General features: G+C 48.4%; 22 protein-coding genes. 6 read left to right on the forward strand and 16 right to left on the reverse strand.

Annotation, left to right across the window (positions count from 1 at the left end):
- Nucleotides 1–210: 210 nt before the first annotated feature.
- Together AAZR23_RS09595 and AAZR23_RS09600 are read right to left on the reverse strand one after the other, a co-directional pair.
- The gene (locus AAZR23_RS09595) at nucleotides 211–708 is read right to left on the reverse strand and encodes a hypothetical protein (RefSeq protein WP_434692110.1); all 498 of its coding nucleotides are present in this window, start codon (nucleotides 706–708) and stop codon (nucleotides 211–213) included.
- A gap of 94 nt (nucleotides 709–802) precedes the next feature.
- A complete protein-coding gene (locus AAZR23_RS09600) occupies nucleotides 803–2,107 on the reverse strand; it encodes a uracil/xanthine transporter (protein WP_434692113.1) in 1,305 nt (434 codons plus the stop codon).
- Nucleotides 2,108–2,215: 108 nt separating this feature from the next.
- Here AAZR23_RS09600 and ghrB point away from each other — a divergent pair, with 108 nt between their 5' ends.
- A complete protein-coding gene (ghrB, locus tag AAZR23_RS09605) occupies nucleotides 2,216–3,193 on the forward strand; it encodes a glyoxylate/hydroxypyruvate reductase GhrB (protein ID WP_230061327.1) in 978 nt (325 codons plus the stop codon).
- 187 nt (nucleotides 3,194–3,380) lie between these two features.
- Nucleotides 3,381–3,788, forward strand: a complete 408-nt coding sequence (locus tag AAZR23_RS09610) for a hypothetical protein (protein WP_434692116.1) — start codon at nucleotides 3,381–3,383, stop codon at nucleotides 3,786–3,788.
- A gap of 35 nt (nucleotides 3,789–3,823) precedes the next feature.
- On the opposite strand, the gene AAZR23_RS09615 is transcribed toward AAZR23_RS09610, so the two are convergent.
- Together AAZR23_RS09615 and AAZR23_RS09620 are read right to left on the reverse strand one after the other, a co-directional pair.
- The gene (locus AAZR23_RS09615; RefSeq protein ID WP_071243248.1) at nucleotides 3,824–4,696 is read right to left on the reverse strand and encodes a GNAT family N-acetyltransferase; all 873 of its coding nucleotides are present in this window, start codon (nucleotides 4,694–4,696) and stop codon (nucleotides 3,824–3,826) included.
- Nucleotides 4,697–4,825: 129 nt separating this feature from the next.
- Nucleotides 4,826–5,773 (reverse strand): cation diffusion facilitator family transporter, encoded by a 948-nt coding sequence (locus AAZR23_RS09620; RefSeq protein WP_434692118.1) that lies wholly within the window; start codon nucleotides 5,771–5,773, stop codon nucleotides 4,826–4,828.
- 447 nt (nucleotides 5,774–6,220) lie between these two features.
- Between AAZR23_RS09620 and AAZR23_RS09625 the strand changes: the two genes are divergently transcribed.
- Entirely contained in the window at nucleotides 6,221–6,658 is a 438-nt protein-coding gene (locus tag AAZR23_RS09625; protein WP_107679987.1) for a universal stress protein, read from the forward strand.
- A 49-nt stretch (nucleotides 6,659–6,707) separates the two neighbouring features.
- Here the strand turns inward: AAZR23_RS09625 and psiE are convergent, their stop codons facing one another.
- Together psiE and eco are read right to left on the reverse strand one after the other, a co-directional pair.
- Complete coding sequence (psiE, locus tag AAZR23_RS09630) at nucleotides 6,708–7,109, reverse strand: phosphate-starvation-inducible protein PsiE (RefSeq protein WP_166708255.1); 402 nt, start codon at nucleotides 7,107–7,109, stop codon at nucleotides 6,708–6,710.
- A gap of 310 nt (nucleotides 7,110–7,419) precedes the next feature.
- The gene (eco, locus tag AAZR23_RS09635) at nucleotides 7,420–8,028 is read right to left on the reverse strand and encodes a serine protease inhibitor ecotin (RefSeq protein WP_166708256.1); all 609 of its coding nucleotides are present in this window, start codon (nucleotides 8,026–8,028) and stop codon (nucleotides 7,420–7,422) included.
- A 324-nt stretch (nucleotides 8,029–8,352) separates the two neighbouring features.
- On the opposite strand from eco, the gene AAZR23_RS09640 reads away from it, so the two are divergent.
- Nucleotides 8,353–8,565, forward strand: coding sequence for a DUF465 domain-containing protein (locus AAZR23_RS09640; RefSeq protein ID WP_046894397.1), 213 nt, complete (start codon nucleotides 8,353–8,355; stop codon nucleotides 8,563–8,565).
- A gap of 143 nt (nucleotides 8,566–8,708) precedes the next feature.
- Nucleotides 8,709–8,957, forward strand: coding sequence for a YecH family metal-binding protein (locus AAZR23_RS09645; protein ID WP_052927692.1), 249 nt, complete (start codon nucleotides 8,709–8,711; stop codon nucleotides 8,955–8,957).
- 75 nt (nucleotides 8,958–9,032) lie between these two features.
- Here AAZR23_RS09645 and AAZR23_RS09650 read toward each other — a convergent pair whose 3' ends face one another.
- Nucleotides 9,033–9,284, reverse strand: a complete 252-nt coding sequence (locus AAZR23_RS09650; protein WP_107679991.1) for a DinI family protein — start codon at nucleotides 9,282–9,284, stop codon at nucleotides 9,033–9,035.
- Between the two features lie 119 nt (nucleotides 9,285–9,403).
- On the opposite strand from AAZR23_RS09650, the gene AAZR23_RS09655 reads away from it, so the two are divergent.
- The gene (locus tag AAZR23_RS09655) at nucleotides 9,404–9,751 is read left to right on the forward strand and encodes a nitrous oxide-stimulated promoter family protein (protein WP_434692124.1); all 348 of its coding nucleotides are present in this window, start codon (nucleotides 9,404–9,406) and stop codon (nucleotides 9,749–9,751) included.
- Here the strand turns inward: AAZR23_RS09655 and AAZR23_RS09660 are convergent, their stop codons facing one another.
- The 9 genes from AAZR23_RS09660 to AAZR23_RS09700 form a co-directional block, all read right to left on the reverse strand.
- Nucleotides 9,752–10,306: a GNAT family N-acetyltransferase gene (locus AAZR23_RS09660; protein ID WP_107679993.1), complete on the reverse strand. Its 555-nt coding sequence runs from the start codon at nucleotides 10,304–10,306 to the stop codon at nucleotides 9,752–9,754.
- 71 nt (nucleotides 10,307–10,377) lie between these two features.
- A complete protein-coding gene (locus AAZR23_RS09665; protein ID WP_218426454.1) occupies nucleotides 10,378–11,091 on the reverse strand; it encodes a bactofilin family protein in 714 nt (237 codons plus the stop codon).
- A 587-nt stretch (nucleotides 11,092–11,678) separates the two neighbouring features.
- Nucleotides 11,679–12,050 (reverse strand): hypothetical protein, encoded by a 372-nt coding sequence (locus tag AAZR23_RS09670; protein WP_166708260.1) that lies wholly within the window; start codon nucleotides 12,048–12,050, stop codon nucleotides 11,679–11,681.
- 121 nt (nucleotides 12,051–12,171) lie between these two features.
- On the reverse strand, nucleotides 12,172–13,059 hold the full coding sequence (gene sctB, locus AAZR23_RS09675; RefSeq protein ID WP_166708261.1) for a type III secretion system translocon subunit SctB: 888 nt from the start codon (nucleotides 13,057–13,059) through the stop codon (nucleotides 12,172–12,174).
- Nucleotides 13,060–13,112: 53 nt separating this feature from the next.
- Nucleotides 13,113–14,189: a type III secretion system translocon subunit SctE gene (gene sctE / locus AAZR23_RS09680; RefSeq protein WP_434692128.1), complete on the reverse strand. Its 1,077-nt coding sequence runs from the start codon at nucleotides 14,187–14,189 to the stop codon at nucleotides 13,113–13,115.
- The gene (locus AAZR23_RS09685; protein ID WP_218426457.1) at nucleotides 14,173–14,667 is read right to left on the reverse strand and encodes a SycD/LcrH family type III secretion system chaperone; all 495 of its coding nucleotides are present in this window, start codon (nucleotides 14,665–14,667) and stop codon (nucleotides 14,173–14,175) included. The genes sctE and AAZR23_RS09685 overlap by 17 nt, the downstream gene beginning before the upstream one ends.
- Nucleotides 14,668–14,682: 15 nt before the next feature.
- Complete coding sequence (locus AAZR23_RS09690; protein ID WP_434692131.1) at nucleotides 14,683–15,567, reverse strand: virulence-associated V antigen; 885 nt, start codon at nucleotides 15,565–15,567, stop codon at nucleotides 14,683–14,685.
- A 198-nt stretch (nucleotides 15,568–15,765) separates the two neighbouring features.
- Nucleotides 15,766–17,925 (reverse strand): type III secretion system export apparatus subunit SctV, encoded by a 2,160-nt coding sequence (sctV, locus tag AAZR23_RS09695; protein ID WP_348770425.1) that lies wholly within the window; start codon nucleotides 17,923–17,925, stop codon nucleotides 15,766–15,768.
- The gene (locus tag AAZR23_RS09700; protein ID WP_046894405.1) at nucleotides 17,918–18,244 is read right to left on the reverse strand and encodes a hypothetical protein; all 327 of its coding nucleotides are present in this window, start codon (nucleotides 18,242–18,244) and stop codon (nucleotides 17,918–17,920) included. Before AAZR23_RS09700 ends, sctV begins: the two co-directional genes overlap by 8 nt.
- Nucleotides 18,245–18,247 lie beyond the last annotated feature (3 nt).

Genomic DNA, 18,247 nt, shown 5'->3' on the forward strand with positions numbered 1-18,247 from the left:
TAGCCTGAAGATACAGAAAAGCCACCAGATGGTGGCTTTTTGCATTTATGAATTTCTGACTTTATGTAACAGGGTGATGGCCGGTAAAGAAATGAAAAGCATGCGAGCCATGGATGGCGAGCCTGAGCTTACAGGGACGTATTCACAGCGACTTTTCATTTTTACCGGTTATCGCCGGAATCACCGGCGTCACAATCCACCTTCATACTATCAGCGTGGTGGCTGCAACTCCGCCGGTACTACGTCGGAAGTTTTGATCAGATTAATAAAATCAATTCCCTGCGGGCTGAAAATAAACAGCGCATAACCGGTGGCCATTTTAATATCGTCGTTACGGGCAATCCCCGGGAAACCCGGCATCGGGCCGCCCTTTTCAACCTGCTTAATCAGCCCCACCTGGTCGATCATCACACTGCATGCCAGCTGGCCGTTCATCTCTTTTTTATCCATCCGCACCATATCGCCCTGATACGGACGTGAGGTGAAATGATCGACGCCGTTCTTATCTTTTACTGCCACACCATACTGATTGGTGGATTTATCCAGCAGCGTCAGGGCGATATTCTGTGATTCTCCCTGTAACGGAAGCTGATAAATACCGGTGAAATCCGGGCAGTTTTCCTGTGTCTGCGCCGGTGGCAGGGGCGCGGCACAACCGCTGAGCAAAATCGGAAGCAGTGCGGTTGCCAGCCAGAGTTTGTGCGTCATAAATATCCTTTTGTCAGTGCATTTTCCGGAGCCGGAACAGACACAAAGTTTATCACAGTTTCCCGGGCATCCGGAGAAATGCCGCAGAATAGCGTTACTTTACCTTATCCCAGCGGACCAGACTTTCTGATAATACCGCCAGTAAAATTGCCACCAGCATGCCGTTCCCCAGCATCGGACGCAGCAGCACCGGCAGGTCGCTGATAAACACCGCTGGCGGATTGATCAGGAAAATACCCACAAACAACGGAATTGCCAGCCGGTAAATATTGCGCGCATTCAGAGAAATTTTGTCCACAAAAGCCAGCGAGGAGAACATCAGCGGCAGATAGGTCGCCAGCATCACCGCACTGCCGATGGCAAGGGGCAGTCCGCTGAAAAAGAGCGTGACCGGCGGAATAAGCCCCATCAGCAGAAACAGCACACTGCCGACCACCAGCGATGTCCGGCTGCTGTCATTGGTCTGCGTGATTAATCCCACCGAGGAGACAAACGGTGCAAACGGTACTACCGCCAGTGGTGCGGTCAGCAGCGTCACCGAGCCGGTGACAATAAAACTGCGCCGGAACAGGACACTGTTTTCCTGCAATTTATCCATGTAAAACATATCTGTCGAACGGATCGCACCGAAGGTATTACTGATATTCAGCAATCCGGTCAGGATACAGGTAATAATCACACCCCAGCGGAATTCAAACCCGTCAGTGCTGCCGAGCGGCAGAAATTCCCATGACGCAGATGCCACATCCCGCGCCGGCGGGGAAAACAGCAGCACATACGCGCCCCAGCCCAGCAACACGCCAATCAACAGCGCATATTTGGCCACCGATACCGGGGCATACACAATCACGCCCAGCACCAGGATCAGCGTTGCCAGCGCCAGGAAAAATACCGGATAATTCACCGTGGCATCCGGCGGCATAATACCAAACGGCAGACCCAGCATCCCTTTCAGGAAGATAGACACCAGTTGTGCGCCTATCATAAACATAAACACCGCCATCACCGCCGGGTTAAAGATCCGGGCGATACGGGCCCCCGCACCGGTAAAGCCAATCACCAGTGTGATAAGCCCGGCACAGGCAATCCCGATAGCCAGGTTAGCCCCTGTGACGCCCGCAGAAATACCGAAAGACACCTCTGCCACCGCGATCCCCAGAATAGTCGCCCACCACAGGCCGGTCGGCCCTTCCATAATGGCACGCTGGTGGCCGGTAAATACCTGTACCAGACTGCCGAGCGCGGTGGCAATAAAACTGTATTGGGTGATAGTCAGTGTAACGGCGTCAGAGAGATGAAACGCAGATTGCAGCGTCGGCGGGATCAGCACCGTATTGCAGAAAATAAAGAAATACCACTGAAAGCCGGACAACCAGTGGCTTTTTTGCATTTTTATCATGGGATAACGCCTTTCGGATGCTGTGTCAGATTTATTGTTAATATAGTGATAATGATCATACTATCAAAGAGAGATTATTTTATGAGTTTTTCACTCAGAGAGGTCATGATGAAACCATCCGTACTTGTTTACCGCGATATTCCTGACGATATCCTCACCCGCCTGTCTGCTGAATGTGATGTCCGCCGTGTGCCGGAAATTGATCCGGCCATTGACCCGTCAGTGAAACCGCTGCTGGCCGGAGCGGATGCTATCCTCGGTTCCGGCGGGAAAATTGATGCCCGTTTTCTGGCGATGGCCCCCAAACTGCGGGTGGCCTCCACTATCACCGTCGGCTATGACAATTTTGATGTATCAGCCCTCAGTGCACGGAATGTGGTACTGATGCATACGCCGGATGTGCTGACAGAGACCGTTGCCGACGCTACTATGGCGCTGGTGCTGGCGACAGCACGGAAAATGATTATCAGCTCTGAACGGGTGAAACGCGGCGAGTGGACGGAAAGCATCACACCTGACTGGTACGGCTGCGATGTTCATCATAAAACGATGGGGATCGCCGGGATGGGCCGCATCGGTGATGCGCTGGCGCGCCGGGCGCACTGCGGATTCGGCATGAAAGTACTCTATAACGCCCGCTCCCGTCATGAAAAAACCGAAAAAGCGTATCAGGCTGAATACCGTTCACTGGATGCCCTGCTGGCAGAATCGGATTTTGTCTGCATCACGCTGCCGCTGACAGCTGAAACCCGCCATTTATTCGGCCGTGAACAGTTTGAGAAAATGAAACGCAGTGCCATTCTGGTTAATATCGGGCGCGGTGCCGTGATCGACGAAGCCGCACTGGCACAGGCACTGAAAGAGAAAACCATTCTCGCCGCCGGTCTGGATGTTTTTGAGCAGGAACCTCTGCCGCCGGATTCCCCACTGCTGTCACTGGATAATGTGGTACTGATGCCGCATATCGGCTCCGCCACCCATGAAACCCGCTACGCCATGGCGGCCTGTGCCGCCGATAATATTCTGCGCGCCCTGAAAGGTGATGTCAGTCAGAATTGCGTCAATCCGCAGGCTCTGCAACAGTAATTTTCCTGTCTGAACACAGCAGATTATCTTTAGCGGATAATCTGCTGAAGCTGTCACTCCCGGCTCACGATAAAAATATTAATTATTATAATTATCAGATAAATACGATAGCATTTTGACCTGAAACACTTTATTCCTGAGTACAGATATTTGAAAATAGTACAGGCAGTGTATTAAAGGTCAGCACATGAAAAAAATCAGATTACCGCTTCTTTGTATTCCTGTTTTTCTTTTTGGCTTATTTCTGTTTTTTCATGAAACGGGGCGCATCATTTATCATGAATCCGATACTTACCGCTATTATATGTATACTGACAGCGGGATACGTAATGCACCGCGGATTTCAGAAAAATATCAGTTTGAATATATCCCGACAGAGGGAACAATATCTGAAATGAGCAGTATTGTTTTTCATGATGCACGGGATTACACGCCCCTGAAAGATTATCTGAATAATACCGGCTATTACCTCTACCGAACTCAGGATCAGGGACAGAATGAAATCTGGTTATCCGCACAGAATAAAAAAGTCCTTTATTCTCTGCACCGGGATAAACAGGGAAGATTTATCCGCCTGTCCCGCAGTTCTATATAAAAAGACGGATATACCGGGATAGCCTGTCTTGTTCGTCAGAATGTAATTGAACGACCGACACTGACAGGGTCACACCAGCGGGTTTTATATTCCCCCGACATCATGCCGTAAGAATAGGTCACCGGCGCAGGCAGTTCCGCTGTCAGACAGAGATTACGCCACATCAGCATAGTGCCGACGGAATATTTACGTAAGCCCATATCATAACCAATATTCAGAAAATCAATAAATGTTCCCTGTTTTGACGACGTGGAGAGTAATAACTGAATACCCACCGCTTTACCGTCAAAAAATGCAATTTCCCCGAAAAAATGATTATAGCAATGATGAAAAAGTGCGCGGATAACCGGATCATTCTCCACTTCATGCTCCCGCCGTTCAGCATATAACCGGAAGTAAGTTTCAAATAAAAAATCCGGCCCCGCAGTGCTGACATTTTCAAATGTCCCGCCATCCGCCATAAATTTACGGATCTCTTTTTTCCGGGTGGCTTTGGTTTTAGCTGAAAAAGCAGAAAGATCTTTTGAAATGGCCACATGACGCCGGGAGAACAATGAGAATGAGCTGTTATAAAACTGACGGCATTCCGTACTCAGAGATTTGGTTTTAAACGGCAAAAAACATTTAACGTTTTTATTAAAAGGCAGCAGGATGGAATAACGGGGGAAATACATCCACTTCAGACTGTTTTCCGGGTTTTTATCGTCATTTGCCAGCCAGCCATTATCCGTGCAGACCGCACCTTCAATAACACCTTTTTTTGTATAGGCGTAAAAATCCGGTTCAGCACCCTGCGCCATAGCAAACTTAATATAGTGCGGTGAGGTTTCCGCGTTATAACCGAATTTTTCACAACAGGCTTCATAGTCACTGAAGCTGCATTTTTCCCATCCCAAAAATTTCATCATACCCGCAGCGTTCTGATCATTAATGTCATTATGTCCGCCATTCTAATTAAACCGGGTACAGGTGCAACTAATAACAGATAACCGTTGCGGATTCATACCCGCAACGGTGATTCTGCCAGAAGATAATAATCAGGTTGTCAGCCCGGCACGGACGGACTGGGCGGGATCAATATGCGTCATCACACTCAGCACCTGCGGGTCACGGCGGATATTCATTTCAGCCACAATGGCAATGTCATGCCCTTCTTTAACTGTCAGGTTTTCATCGATTTCAAGATGAACATCCACCAGCAGATAATCACCTGACTTACGGGTTTTCAGATCATGAACCCCCTCCACCCCCGGGGTGTCCATCACCAACTGTGTAATTTTGGCGACGGTTTCTTCATCCGCACCGCGATCCATCAAATCCTGAAGTGACTGAAGGGTAAATTTCACCCCCATACGCAGAATAAATAACCCGACGACCAGTGCCGCGATCGGGTCCAGTATTTTATAACCCAGCAGGCTGCCGGTGATCCCGACAGCCACCACCAGCGATGACGCAGCATCCGAGCGGGCGTGCCAGGCATTGGCTTCCAGCATATTGGATTTCACTTTGCGCGCCACATGCAGCATATAACGGAACAGCCCCTCTTTTGCCAGCAGCGCCAGCAGCGCCACATACAGTGCCAGTGAGTGCACTTCGGGGATGGTTTCCGGCGACATAATCCGTGAACCGGCCGTCCACAACATGCCTCCGCTGACGACCAGCAGCAGCACCCCCAGAACCAGCGATGCCACATTTTCATAACGGAAATGGCCGTAAGGATGTTCTTCATCCGGCGCTTTGCGGCTGCCGCGGTTGGCAATCAGTACCACAAAGTCAGCGATAAGGTCAGATAAGGTATGAACCCCGTCAGCAATCAGACCCTGTGAATGCGAAAAAATACCTGCCGCTATCTGCCACGCAGACAGCAGGCTATTCACCCAGACACTGACCCAGGTACTTTTTTTCGCGGCCGCAAATTTTATCTCACGGCTGATATCCGCGCAGTTTTTGACGGTTTCATCCGCCTGTGCAGGTATATTAGACATAATTTAATTCCACATTAATATTGTGGTCAACACAAAGCAAATCATTGCAGTGAATCGTGATCATTATAGTTCAGCGAACGGATAAATGCCGTTCTTTATGAACAGGAAATAAAAAATTACAATTAATAAGGTTATCTCAGAATAATAATTCAGCGTCTGCAGTATGCCACAATAATTTTTTCACGTCTCCAATTTTATGATTTCATTTGATTTTTATAACTGAGAATCATTATTCTTATCGCTTTTAAAACGACTTATTTCATTTCCCTGCCCGGATTAAACCATCATTATTCCCTTTAATTTATTTTGTTATTTTCATAAGTGCGGATAATAAAAATAAACGATAGTTATTTTCATTTCACAAATTAAATAAGCTGCCGTCATGATCACAGCACGTCCTGTCATTTTTTGCCATACTGATACTGATTTCAGTTAACAGGAGGCTGTATGTACAACACAATTCTGGTTCCGATTGATATTCTGGAAGATGACCTGACAGACAAAATGCTGCCCCATGTGGAAGCGCTGGCAAAAATTGATAACCCGAAAATCCATTTCTTCACCGTTATCCCTAACGTGGAAATGTTCTTCGGTGTGGAATACGCCTCAATGCCGGTCAGTATGCGGGAGTCCGGAGAGCGTATTGAGCTGGCGCTTGCCGCACTGAAAGAGATTATTAAAGGGATTGCCGTGCCGGAAAGTCAGTACACCCTGCACGCGGCTATCGGATCAGCCAAAAATGAAATTCTTTCTTATGCCAAAGAGATTAACGCCGATCTGATCCTGATGGGCTCTCACCGCCCGGGGGCGGCAACATTCCTGCTCGGTTCCACCGCAGCAACGATTGTCCGTCACGCCAAAACCTCAGTGATGGTTATCCGTTAATCCCGTTTATCTGCCGGTTCTGCCCCGCGATACTGCGGGGCATATTATTTCAGCTGCGTTTGAGCTTATCGGTATTTGCCAGATATAGCGCCACCGTCAGCGCCAGTATTGACAAGGTATGCAGGAATGTCGCGTTAGCGTCAGAGTGGTCAACAATAATTAACCGCACCATCGCCGTAATACCGATGTAGATAAAATAGCGCAGCGGGAAATGATAGCCCGACGAAAAATACTTCACAATTAAGGCAATAAATTCAAAATACAGGAAATAGGTCACGATACTGTCTAATAACAGATAGGTCGTTTTCTCCTGTGCGGAAAAGAGCAGATTAATCAGTGTCAGTGTTTCTTTTCCCATAAACACAATCAGCAGCACACCTAAAATCAGCAGCGCAATATTCAGAATCCATTGCAGAACGGTTGCTATCTGGCGGGATGGCTGAAATTCCATAATCAATAGCCTCAGTAATAAATGACAGTTACGCCTGTAAACAGTATGGGTTTAAGTGTACGACGAAATGATGACAGAACAGAATAAAAAAACACGGCGAATGCCGTGTTTCAGGCCGTTGACAAACCCGCAGGGGTTGGCGACGTCCGACAAAGGTTGTAAAAGTAAACCAGGAAAATCAATTTATTGATTTTCGGCTGATAACGCTTTTGGTTGATAACACAAAGCAGGAAAAACCACGTTTTATCCTGCTTTGTCGGCAATCTTAAACACGGCGGATGCCGTGTTTTATATGTCAGAAATTAACGGATTATTTTGCCGGTGCATCCAGCAGCTGGTTGTCCGTGCTCCAGACACGATATTTCACATCCACATCTTTCGGCGCGTAAACCACAACCGGCAGACGGCTGTTGTAGCGGACAAACGCTTCATCGCCCAGATTCGCACTGATAAATGCTTCATGTTTTTCATTATTCAGGCAGCCCATCATGGTGGACATCGGCCCGGTTAATTCGCCGGTTTCATAATAGTCATAACCGAAACCCTCAACGGTTTTTTGTGTCAGCGTCCCGCCGAACCACTGACGGTTGCAGTCCGTCATCTGGTTTTTACCGATCACCAGTTCGATTTTATACTGACTTTCATCCGCCTTCGGCTCAACAGCAATCACATGGCGAACCTGACCTGACGCAGCCTGCGGGAAATGTTTCAGCTCATTCATGCCATTGTCATTTTTTATCATCTTCAGCGGCTCTGCTTTAACAAGCTCTGCTGCTTTTACCTCAGCAGCGGGCTCTGTTTTGACAAGCTCTGCTGCTTTTACCGCAGTCAGTGGTGTTGCAGCAACAATTTTTGCTTCTTCAGCATAAGCGCCTGCGGCAGCAAACATGGCCATAACAGGAAGAATCAATTTTTTCATCAGATAATTACCTTGTTTTTATAAGTACATATGATTACGAAATCATCTCATAATCTTCATGCTGACTATTAAGAACATTATAATAATATTTAGTTCACCGCCAGACTAAAACACAGAGTATTCTTATAAAGTGGCATATAATATCATAAAAATAATCATGGCCAGTGTGTTAAACCAATGATTCCGGTGAGCGCCATCAATCCCGCCAATAAATCACCACCTATTTATGCCATTCTGATCACGGATATAACGACGCGATCCATGCATTCCGTATTGTGTTTGTTATACTGAAAAGGCTACATTCCCCGTCAAACAGGAGGTTCTATGCCACTTGATCAGCAAGCCCTTATAGCACAGCTTAAAGATTCAAATCCTCGTTTTGCCGCACTGCATCTGAAGCATCATCAGTTAAATAATGAGATTGCCGAGCTTGAAGGCCCGAACGGCGCAGGCTATAACGACAATGTCGTCCGGCTGAAAAAAGAAAAACTACACGTAAAAGATGAGATGCAGCGTATTTTAGCGGAGTGTCAGTAACTTCTCCCTGTCAGATAACGCCCTTTCCCGGGGCGTTATCTTATGTCACCTTCCCTTTCTCACCATAATCTGACCTGACGCAATTCTGTTGCGCCTTAAAAGATGCATAATAATTACATCTTTAATATCCGACCGGAGTTATTATGTCTGAGAAAGCCTCTGTCCATGGCCACGAAGTCATGAACATGATTATTGAAAGCGGGAAAAACTACACCACTGAATCCCTTATCGCGGATATTCACGCCACATTCGGCGAAGATACCCGTTTCCATACCTGCTCGGCAGAAAATATGGATGCGAAAGCGCTGGTCAGTTTTCTGGCGGCACGCGGAAAATTTATTGGCAGTGAAGAAGGGTTCAGCACATCTGCTGAGAAAATCTGCAATCACTGAGTGACATGAAAAAACCGCTATCTCCCCTGAAGGCACAAAAACAGGGAGATAGCGTTTCCTGTAACAGGAAAAAAATCATGATGATGCGTTATCATCGTCCATCCAGCTGTCATCTTCCCAGATGGTCTGAATGGTATCCATCAGTGACTGTTTATCGTCGGGGGATTTCACACCCGAAATATTAATGGTGGTCTGGCTGCTTTGTGCAATACGGAACTGCATGTCCGGATATAACGGCAGGATCCGGCGTTTTAACTGAACTTCGAGGGACTGAATAAGATGCGCAGGCACTGCATTTCGTTTATCTAACAGAATTTCAATACGCATGATGTTGCTCTCCGTGAACTGTATAGATATACAGTATTTTATTTTTAAATAAAAAGAAAGCAAATTTTAAGCACACTATTTAAATTTATGGGTTTTACTGCACGAAAGAGGAGTTTCCGATGGCCGGTAAACGTATTTTGCGGGAAATCAACACCGTTACCCGTATGGTGGAACTGTATGAACGCCGCCATCCGGCACCGGCAGATGCCCCGGAACATTACCGTAATCTGCTGGCTTATGCGGTGAAACGGCTGGAAAAATGCCGTTACGGTGAAGATAAACCCGCCTGTAAGCAGTGTCCGGTACACTGCTATCAGCCAAAGCCGCGGGAAGAAATGAAAGTGATCATGCGCTGGGCCGGTCCGCGTATGCTGTGGCATCATCCGATCCTGGCTGTCCGTCATCTTATTGATGACAAAAAACCGGTGCCGCCTCTGCCGCCGAGACGCCGTACACCGCGCGAATAATCAGGATTGCCGGGCGCGGTAATCCGCCTGTGTGATTTTATACAGAACATGGGTCTGTAACGGATGACCCTGTTCCAGTGACGGATGCTGAAAATCCCGCTGATACTGCATCCCTGCTTTCACCATCACCCGTTCGGAAGGCAGATTCACTTTCGCGGTAAAAGCGACAATCTCCGGCATATTCAACTGCATAAAGGCATAATGCAGCACCGCATTTGCCGCTTCTGTCGCATAGCCTTTGCCGTGAAAGCGTTTCGCCAGACGCCAGCCGATTTCAGTACACGGATTGAAATCAAAAGGAGCTGACGGAATATTGAGGCCAACAAAACCGGTGAATTCCCCGCTGTTTTTTTCTTCCGCTGCCCATAATCCGAATAATTTCTGCCGCTCAAAACGGCGGATAATTTCATCGGCCATCGCATCGCTTTCTGCCGCACTCAGACATGCAGGAAAAAAACGCATAACCTGCGGATCAGCATTCAGCGCGCGGAACGGCGCATAATCTTCCGGCGTCCAGGGACGCAGGCGCAGACGCGGGGTGTCAATAATCAGCATATACTCCTCCGGTGTATTCAGTGATAAACGATACCGGAGAAGTATAACGGATTTGGCTGAACGCGGCGCGGTTATACGCGCTTAAAGACAGACGGGACCTTTTCCGGTTCTTTACTTTTACCGTTGCCGTTCTGTGACGGGGATGATTTTGGTGCTGATTCCTGAGCTTTCTCTGCCGCACCGGTTTTTTCAGCCGGTTTCGGCTCTGTCACTGCGGCCGGTTTATTATTCTCCGGGCGGGACTGAGGGGCCTGTGCCGCTGCGGTTGCTTTACCGGCAGGAACATACGGTTCTGACTGGCCGATAAAAGTGCCGCCTTTACGGATGGAGAAAGCAGACGCCCGGCAGATACCGTTAAGTTCACCATGCTCAAGAATCTCCGCCTGCTCTGCTGTACAGGTGCCGGTCAGCACGCCATCAATCAGCAGTGTTTCAGCAATAATATCCCCTTCCACCACACCGGACTGCATAATGCTGACAGTGCCGGAACGGGCTTTGATCTGACCTTTAATTTTGCCCCAGATTTGCAGGTTACCGCTGATTTCAAGATCACCGGTCAGCCGGGTTTCTTTGCTGATCACAGTCGGCTGGCGGGATTCGAGGGAAGCCAGCGGGCGTTGTTTCTCTTCACCGCGGGTTGACAGCAACTGACTGATTTCATTTGCCTGAGCGTTGAGTTCAGCTGCTTTTCTGTCCTCTTCATCTCTTTCTTCTCTGTTTTTTGATGACGGTGCCGCAACCGGCTCCGCTTCCGGGACATCTGATTGTTTTTTCTTACCGAACATGACGTTTTTCCTTTCCTTTTTCCTTTTCGGGAGAATCGTAATAGCGCAAATAACAGCGGCGATACCCGTTAAATAAACAGGCCACGATGCATGCCCGGCTATTACTGCATACAATAACAATCCCCATAGAAACCAAAGGGATGTCAGCATAATATTAAGCATGGCAGACCTTTATCACGGTATTTTTATATTACGGAAGATTCTTTTGTCATATTGTACGCAGCCGCCGCGCCGGTAAAGGGCGGATTAAGACCAGTATCAGTATGTAATCAGGGAAATAGAGAAAGCGGTGACTATATCCGGATACACTCCGTGTATCCCGTGACAACATCCCTGCATTACAATCCGTCACCGCCCTCTCAGATGTCTACCTTAACTGAAGAGGACAGAATAAAAATATCATAATTACATCAGGATTTTATCTTCCTCAAGCCCTTGTCGTCCCCCGGATTTTTCTGCCTTCTGTTTCAACGATTTATTCTGCCGGGATTCCCCTCCTCTCAGATTCATATACAACCCGAACCAGTGAAAACAGGCTATTTTCCGGCAGATTACTCCGTGCAGAATTCATGAAAATAACAGACACCTTAATCAGAGCCCGGTTTCAGCGTAATACTGACCGGTTCTCCCGGCAGAAACGTTTGTTCCTGCTCCGCTTCAACCGTCAGCTGATCAGCCCGCAACAGCCGGACATTCAGACGCAGGGGTTTATCGTCAATCATAAAGCGCGGAAGTTCAAAGTCGAAATAATAGGGCAGTACAGAAACCTCAGCGCGCTGTTCAACGACCGGAGATGTCACCGCCTTTTTGCCCTGACAGACAGTCAGCACCAGTGTCTGCTGTTCATAACGGAACCCCGGCAGATCGGCATAGCCGGTTACCCTGCCCGCAGGCTCTGGTTTCACAACCACGCATCCGGCCAGCATTATCACCGGAAAAAGCAGATATTTTTTCATCATTGCCCCATATAAAAATCAGGGCTGATTGTATAAAAAAAGACGTTTCCGGCCTGATAACATCAGCCGTAAAAATAGCAAAAAGGGCGCTTCTGCGCCCTTTGAAATAGAAGGTATTGTTTCCTTATGCTTTTGCCGGAATGTACGGAAAAGCGTCCGCTGCTGCCATATTATTTTTCGCTTTCTCCAGCACCGATTCTGATTTGCTGATAATGTCATCCAGTACGGAGAGAGTACCGCCTTCTTCTTTCACGCTTTCCGTCTCCGGTTGTATCTCTTCTGTACCGCCGCTGATCAGATTATCACTGATAAAACCGGATGTACCCTGCATCAGATTCAGCGCCAGCTCTGTCCAGGCTTTGCGGGTTTCAGTACCGGACATCAATTCCGCCAGCGCATCCTGTTGTGATGCCAGTGATGTATTCAGAGCCGAAAGCTGCTCATCCAGCGCCTTTTTGCTTTCTGCCGTCAGAGCAGGGTCTTTCAGTGCCTCTGTGGTTTTGGCAATATCACTTTGTGTTTTTTCAATACCGCTGCTCAGTGCATTTTCCTGCTGCGCGGCAATCTGATCCTGATAAGCCGACACATTATTCAGTACCATTGTCCCCACTGATAACACGCCGGAAATCACCGAAAACGCCATTTGCCAGTTTGAGCTCAGGTTCAGCTCACCTGCGGATGATTTCAGATTATCAACAGAAGCGAAGTTCGTCATTTCACTCAGTTTATTGCTGATTTGCTCTTTGGCGTCCTTCACGCTGCTGAGGAGAGACTGTAAATCCGCCAGTGATGACGATATCGTGTCCAGTACCGAACTGTCTTTGCCGTCTGCCGGTGGTTTCGGCAGCGCAATACCGCTGTCACCGCTGATAACCGTATTTTTTACCGGGGAGTGTCCCATTTCCACCGGTGTTTTTCCGCCTGATTCAGCTGTTTTCACCGGTTTACTGTCCGGCTGCTGAATGTCATTCAGTGTGATGACGGGTGTTTTTGTGCCTGAAATTGCGTCCATGATTACTATCCTTTTCCCTGGTTAATTGATTAATATAATAATTTCACGACTATTTATTTTGCGGCATGTGCCGCGGCTATCCGGCCGGCAACTTCCGCTTTTTCCTGAGAAAAACGGGATAATGCCGACATTGCATCCTGATGCTGTGAAATCATTTTGCTGAATTCATTCTGAAGCTTTGTCATGGCCTGCTGTAACAGCATCATCTGCCCTTTTGTTTCCTGTGAACCGGCAATCTGCTTGTTCCCGAGACCTGACAAAACCGCCGCGGTGGTACCGGAGATAACGGCCCCCGCATCCAGTACTGAGCCGGAAACAGACAACCCGGTCTGCACCAGCGTACTCCCGGCTCTGGCGCCCTCCTGAGCAATCACACCGGCCGCACCACCACCAAATGTCACCGCGCAGGTGGCGATCCCCGCGACAACCTGAAGTCCTGTCATCGCCGGGCCCAGATATTTCATCGTTTCATCATCAATCAGACCGGCTTCCGCCGCTTCATTGACTATCTGAGATGCAACGCTGGTCACTGCACTGGCGATCATCATCGCGCCGGCCAGCGCCCCGACGCCGGTTGCGATTAATACCGTTCCCGCGATGGCTGAAACCGCCGAACTCAGCCAGCCGAATATTTTATTCGCCGTACGCGAACGTTCTGCTTCCTCAAAACGGGTTTCCGCTTCTTTCAGTTGCTCTCTGTTTTCCGCAATTTTCTGCGTATTCTCTTCCCGCGCCTGCCGGATCTGGCTGACTTTGATATCCTTCATATCGGATTTTATTTGTGTCAGCAACAACGCCAGTTCGGTTTCAAAATTACCTTTCGCCAGCACTTTCTCAATCGTATCGCGGCTGGTGATCAGTGCCTGCCAGCTGCGGTGAGCGTCTTTATCCGCCACCCCCTGTGTTTTATCCGCCAATGCTTCCGTGTTATCCGGCTGTTCAATATCCGGTTTAACCAGCGGGATAATATCTTTGGTCAGGCCGTACTCTGCTTCCTGCGGCAACAGAGGCTGCGGCTCAACCGGGGTGGCACCGGGTTGCTGAACCGGCCGGGCAGCGGCACGGGATACGGCAGAAAAATCATTCGCCGGTGCCGGTCTTACCCCGGGTAAATCAATGACATTCTGCATTTCCGGCCTCCGCCTGTTCTCTGGCCGCCGTCAACATGACACCGGCTTTTTTCAGCAGCACGTCATGGCCCGGACGGGTTTTGGCCAGCAATTCCGCACTGGTAAACGCCTGTATTGCTGAGCTGAACTCTTTCAGATGTAGCAGACACTCACCGGCATGAAACGGAAATGCCGGATCTGACGGCGACATCAGCGAAGCATAGCTGTAGGTTTCCAGCGCCTGGTGATAACGCGCCTGCTGCTGACGGCAGGCGCCCAGCGCCAGGAAAAAACGGCTATCGTAGTGATTAAGCATGCACAGCACCTGAAATAAACTTTCCGCATCCGGATATTTTCCGGATTCATAAAAATCACAGGCAACTGCATATATTTTTTCCAGTTCATCGCCGGAAATATTTTTCAGCATCGCCAGTGATCCGCCTTCCGAAATAAATTTATTCAGTTCTGATTCTGTTGTGGTATTGTCATGAACATCCATGTTATTTTCCTTTAATTATATCGAGCCGGATAAATCCTGAAGTAATGTATCTAATTTCTGAATAAAACGGGTTAATGCTTCAATGGATGAATTATAGATATTGCTGATTTCATTAAGCTGTGTGCTTTTTTCATTCACCATATCGTTAAGCGGTCGTGATACATCGCCGACCATACCGGCAAAGTGCCCTAATTTATTGTTATTCTTGTCATAGACATATTTATTTTCCAGCCCGCTCATTGCCGGTGATGATTTCTTATCGCTTTGCAGAAAATCTTTGATAGATAAAATATCGCCGGGACCGGTTTCTTTTCCGGCAATTTTATCGAGAAAGACTTTTTCTTTTGATGGCGGCGGGCCGTTAAACTCAGCCGCTGTCATTCCGTACAGCGCCGGATCCAGTAAATTCTGGCCGTTATTATCAATATTGATTTCCTGATTTGCCGATGACAGCGTTTTATTCAGCTGAGACTGGATAATACTGAAAATCTTCAGCTCAATGGCCAGTTCATGCAGTTCCTCTTTGATATTATCGCGGGCTTCCCGTGTACTTTCGACACTGTTATTCATGCCGGACAGGATCTCACTGACCATGTCGTTATACTGATTGCTCGCCCCGACAATCATCAGCAGTGATTTCAGGCTGATAGTATCGCCGGTGATCCCGCGGATATGACTGATATTGTCATCCAGCTTCTGTCTGTCAATAATGATGTTATTTTTCCGGCAGAAGGTATCAATCACCATATCGGGTGAAAATTGACGGTAGTCTTCATTGTTCACGCTGATATTATATTTATTCAGTATATCGGATACCAGCCGGTAATTTTCAGTGGCCCCGCAGTTATTATTATCCTGTTGCCAGAGAGCCGGCTGATTAATATTGCTGATACTATCCATTTATTCACCTTATTTCTTCGCGGGGAATGTTACTCAGATATAACCTGACAATCACCGGATGAATATCCAGTCTTATTAATGCCAGATTATATTTTGCCTGACAGCACTGATATTCTCTGATCACAGAGATACTGTCGCTCAGCGTTTTTTTTATTATTTTTTCATTTTCCATAGCAGGAATAGTAAGATAAAAACCCGCTATTTTATGTCATTATCAATCTGTGAGTTTATCACTTCATCAATTCTCACTCTGCCGAGCGGCTGGATATTCACCGAAGGCAGTAATTCCTGATAAGAAATAACCGGCAATGACGAAAATTCCTGCTCAATAAGCCGTCTGACATAACGCCGGATATCCCGTGATACAATCAGCACCGGTTTATTCATCATTCTCTGTAAATCCCCGAACATCGCTTTCATTGCGGCCATCAATGCTTCGTGCACTCCCGGCGGCAGTGTCAGATAGCTGCCTGAAAGGGTCTGGCGGATATGGCTGCGGATAAGTTCTTCCAGTTCATGATCATACAAAAACGCCGGTAACACCGAATTGCCGTTGCTGTATTTATGACAAATATAACGGCCCAGCTCTCCGCGGACATATTCCGTCAGCATCACAACGTCTTTTTCATTTTGCCCCCACTCTGTCAGTGCCTCCAGAACGGTGCGCATATTACGGATAGAAATATCCTCTTCCACCAGCCGTTGCAGTACATCAGTGATTTTATACAGCGGTACCACCCGCTGTACTTCTCTGACTAATTCACTGAAACTGCCTTCCATCTGCCCGAGTAAATAGCGGGTTTCCTGAATACCGATAAAATCGGCAGCGTATTTTTGCAGAATAAACGCCAGATGGGCCTTAATAATGCCCATCGCCGGTAAGCAGTGTAAACCGGCATCTTTTGCCCGCACAGACTCCTGTTCTGTGATCCAGTACGCCGGTGAACCATCGAACCATGTTCCTCTTTGCTCATACCGCACCCCGAGCATCGTCAGCTGCTTTTCTTCCTCACGCACCAGAAGCTGTTTTTCCGGCAGAACGCCCTCTCCGACCGGTACTTCCTGTAATAAGATCCGGTAAGTATCCGCCGGAAGATAATCACTGAAATGCAGACTCACGCCGGGGAACGGTACACCGAGTGAAAGATAAAGGCGGCGGCGCAGGCGGATCAGCGCCTGATTAAAATCATCCGCAATCAGTCCGGCCTGTAATGATGTGCTGAATTCCATCATCAGCGGTACCGTCAGTGCAAAGGTTTCCGGCTCTGCCAGCGCCTCATCACTACCGTCCGCCTTTGTCGTCCTCTCAGAAGAACGCAGTACCGGTGCGCCCGCGCCACCGGCCACTGCAGCACTGAGTGATTGCGCGGGGGGCATATTCTGACTTTTTGCACGCCGTTTCAGCAGATACCCCCCGCCTGTCAGGAGCAGTGCCAGCGTCATAAATGTCAGAACCGGAAACCCCGGCACCAGCCCGAACAACAGCAGCAGAAAACCACCGACCTGTAACGCCTGCGGCTGCCCGGTTATCTGCTGTCCGATATCATTTCCGAGATCACGTGAGTCCCCGGAAGAGACCCGGGTAACGATAATCCCGGAGGTCACCGCAATCAGCAGTGCCGGGATCTGCGACACCATACCATCCCCGACGGTCAGAATACTGTACAGCTGTAACGCGTCCGCGGCGCTCATCCCTTTCTGCCCGGTTCCGATAGCCAGCCCGCCGATGATATTAACGCAGATGATCACCAGTCCGGCGATAGCATCACCTTTGATGAATTTCATCGCACCGTCCATCGAACCGAACATCTGACTTTCCTGCTCCACCACCCGGCGGCGTTCGCGGGCTTCATCCATATCAATCACGCCCGCACGCATGTCGCCGTCAATACTCATCTGCTTGCCCGGCATCGCATCCAGAGAGAAACGCGCGCTGACTTCCGCCACACGCTCCGCACCTTTGGTTATCACCAGAAACTGTACCACGGTGATAATCAGGAAAATCACAATACCCACCACCAGATTCCCGCCGACCACAAACTCGCCGAATGTCTCAACGATCTGCCCGGCATCCGCTTCCAGTAATATCATCCGTGTGGTACTGACGGCCAGAGCCAGCCGGAAAAGCGTCGTAACCAGCAGAACAACAGGAAAGGCAGAGAACTGAAGCGGAGAGCGGATATAAACAGCCATCATCAGCAAGGTGACGGATATCATCATATTGACGGCAATCAGCGTATCCAGAATAAAATCCGGTAGCGGCAGAATCATCATAAAAATGACAGCCAGTAACAACAGCGCGAGAAATATATCCTGCCGCCCGGCAATGCGGAGAAGTAAGGATTTGGCGTCAGCCACAGTATGTCCTGTGCAGTAAATAACGCCGGTAGGTTTCGAGTGCTTCCTCGTATAATCCCTCCTGCTGAAATGCCAGTGTTTCACACAACAGCAGATTCGCATCACTGTATCCGGCATGATGCAGCAGTGCACACTGAAATAACGCTTCCTGTCCCTGTTTATGCTCAATCAGGGCGAGAATTAATATTTTACGTGCGCGGATATGATCCGGATTATAAATAAGTAATGTCCGGATCAGCGTAATACTGTTACTGAAAAAACCATACTGAAATTGCAGCCAGGATTGCTGGAGTAATACTTCGATCTGTAATGGGCTCATTAT

It is taken from the genome of Morganella sp. Je.2.23, assembly GCF_051129855.1.
Taxonomy (GTDB): Bacteria; Pseudomonadota; Gammaproteobacteria; order Enterobacterales; family Enterobacteriaceae; genus Morganella; species Morganella sibonii.

Bases quoted from the DNA above. Each gene is read 5' to 3' on its own strand.
- AAZR23_RS09670 (WP_166708260.1), bottom strand. From the start codon at position 12,050: ATGATGAAAAAATATCTGCTTTTTCCGGTGATAATGCTGGCCGGATGC.
- AAZR23_RS09625 (WP_107679987.1), top strand. From the start codon at position 6,221: ATGTACAACACAATTCTGGTTCCGATTGATATTCTGGAAGATGACCTG.
- AAZR23_RS09655 (WP_434692124.1), top strand. From the start codon at position 9,404: ATGGCCGGTAAACGTATTTTGCGGGAAATCAACACCGTTACCCGTATG.
- sctE (WP_434692128.1), bottom strand. From the start codon at position 14,189: ATGCAGAATGTCATTGATTTACCCGGGGTAAGACCGGCACCGGCGAAT.
- eco (WP_166708256.1), bottom strand. From the start codon at position 8,028: ATGAAAAAATTGATTCTTCCTGTTATGGCCATGTTTGCTGCCGCAGGC.
- AAZR23_RS09690 (WP_434692131.1), bottom strand. From the start codon at position 15,567: ATGGATAGTATCAGCAATATTAATCAGCCGGCTCTCTGGCAACAGGAT.
- AAZR23_RS09660 (WP_107679993.1), bottom strand. From the start codon at position 10,306: ATGCTGATTATTGACACCCCGCGTCTGCGCCTGCGTCCCTGGACGCCG.
- AAZR23_RS09700 (WP_046894405.1), bottom strand. From the start codon at position 18,244: ATGAGCCCATTACAGATCGAAGTATTACTCCAGCAATCCTGGCTGCAA.
- AAZR23_RS09645 (WP_052927692.1), top strand. From the start codon at position 8,709: ATGTCTGAGAAAGCCTCTGTCCATGGCCACGAAGTCATGAACATGATT.
- AAZR23_RS09615 (WP_071243248.1), bottom strand. From the start codon at position 4,696: ATGATGAAATTTTTGGGATGGGAAAAATGCAGCTTCAGTGACTATGAA.
- ghrB (WP_230061327.1), top strand. From the start codon at position 2,216: ATGAAACCATCCGTACTTGTTTACCGCGATATTCCTGACGATATCCTC.
- sctB (WP_166708261.1), bottom strand. From the start codon at position 13,059: ATGGACGCAATTTCAGGCACAAAAACACCCGTCATCACACTGAATGAC.
- AAZR23_RS09600 (WP_434692113.1), bottom strand. From the start codon at position 2,107: ATGATAAAAATGCAAAAAAGCCACTGGTTGTCCGGCTTTCAGTGGTAT.
- AAZR23_RS09665 (WP_218426454.1), bottom strand. From the start codon at position 11,091: ATGTTCGGTAAGAAAAAACAATCAGATGTCCCGGAAGCGGAGCCGGTT.
- AAZR23_RS09620 (WP_434692118.1), bottom strand. From the start codon at position 5,773: ATGTCTAATATACCTGCACAGGCGGATGAAACCGTCAAAAACTGCGCG.
- AAZR23_RS09595 (WP_434692110.1), bottom strand. From the start codon at position 708: ATGACGCACAAACTCTGGCTGGCAACCGCACTGCTTCCGATTTTGCTC.
- AAZR23_RS09610 (WP_434692116.1), top strand. From the start codon at position 3,381: ATGAAAAAAATCAGATTACCGCTTCTTTGTATTCCTGTTTTTCTTTTT.
- AAZR23_RS09640 (WP_046894397.1), top strand. From the start codon at position 8,353: ATGCCACTTGATCAGCAAGCCCTTATAGCACAGCTTAAAGATTCAAAT.
- AAZR23_RS09650 (WP_107679991.1), bottom strand. From the start codon at position 9,284: ATGCGTATTGAAATTCTGTTAGATAAACGAAATGCAGTGCCTGCGCAT.
- psiE (WP_166708255.1), bottom strand. From the start codon at position 7,109: ATGGAATTTCAGCCATCCCGCCAGATAGCAACCGTTCTGCAATGGATT.
- AAZR23_RS09685 (WP_218426457.1), bottom strand. From the start codon at position 14,667: ATGGATGTTCATGACAATACCACAACAGAATCAGAACTGAATAAATTT.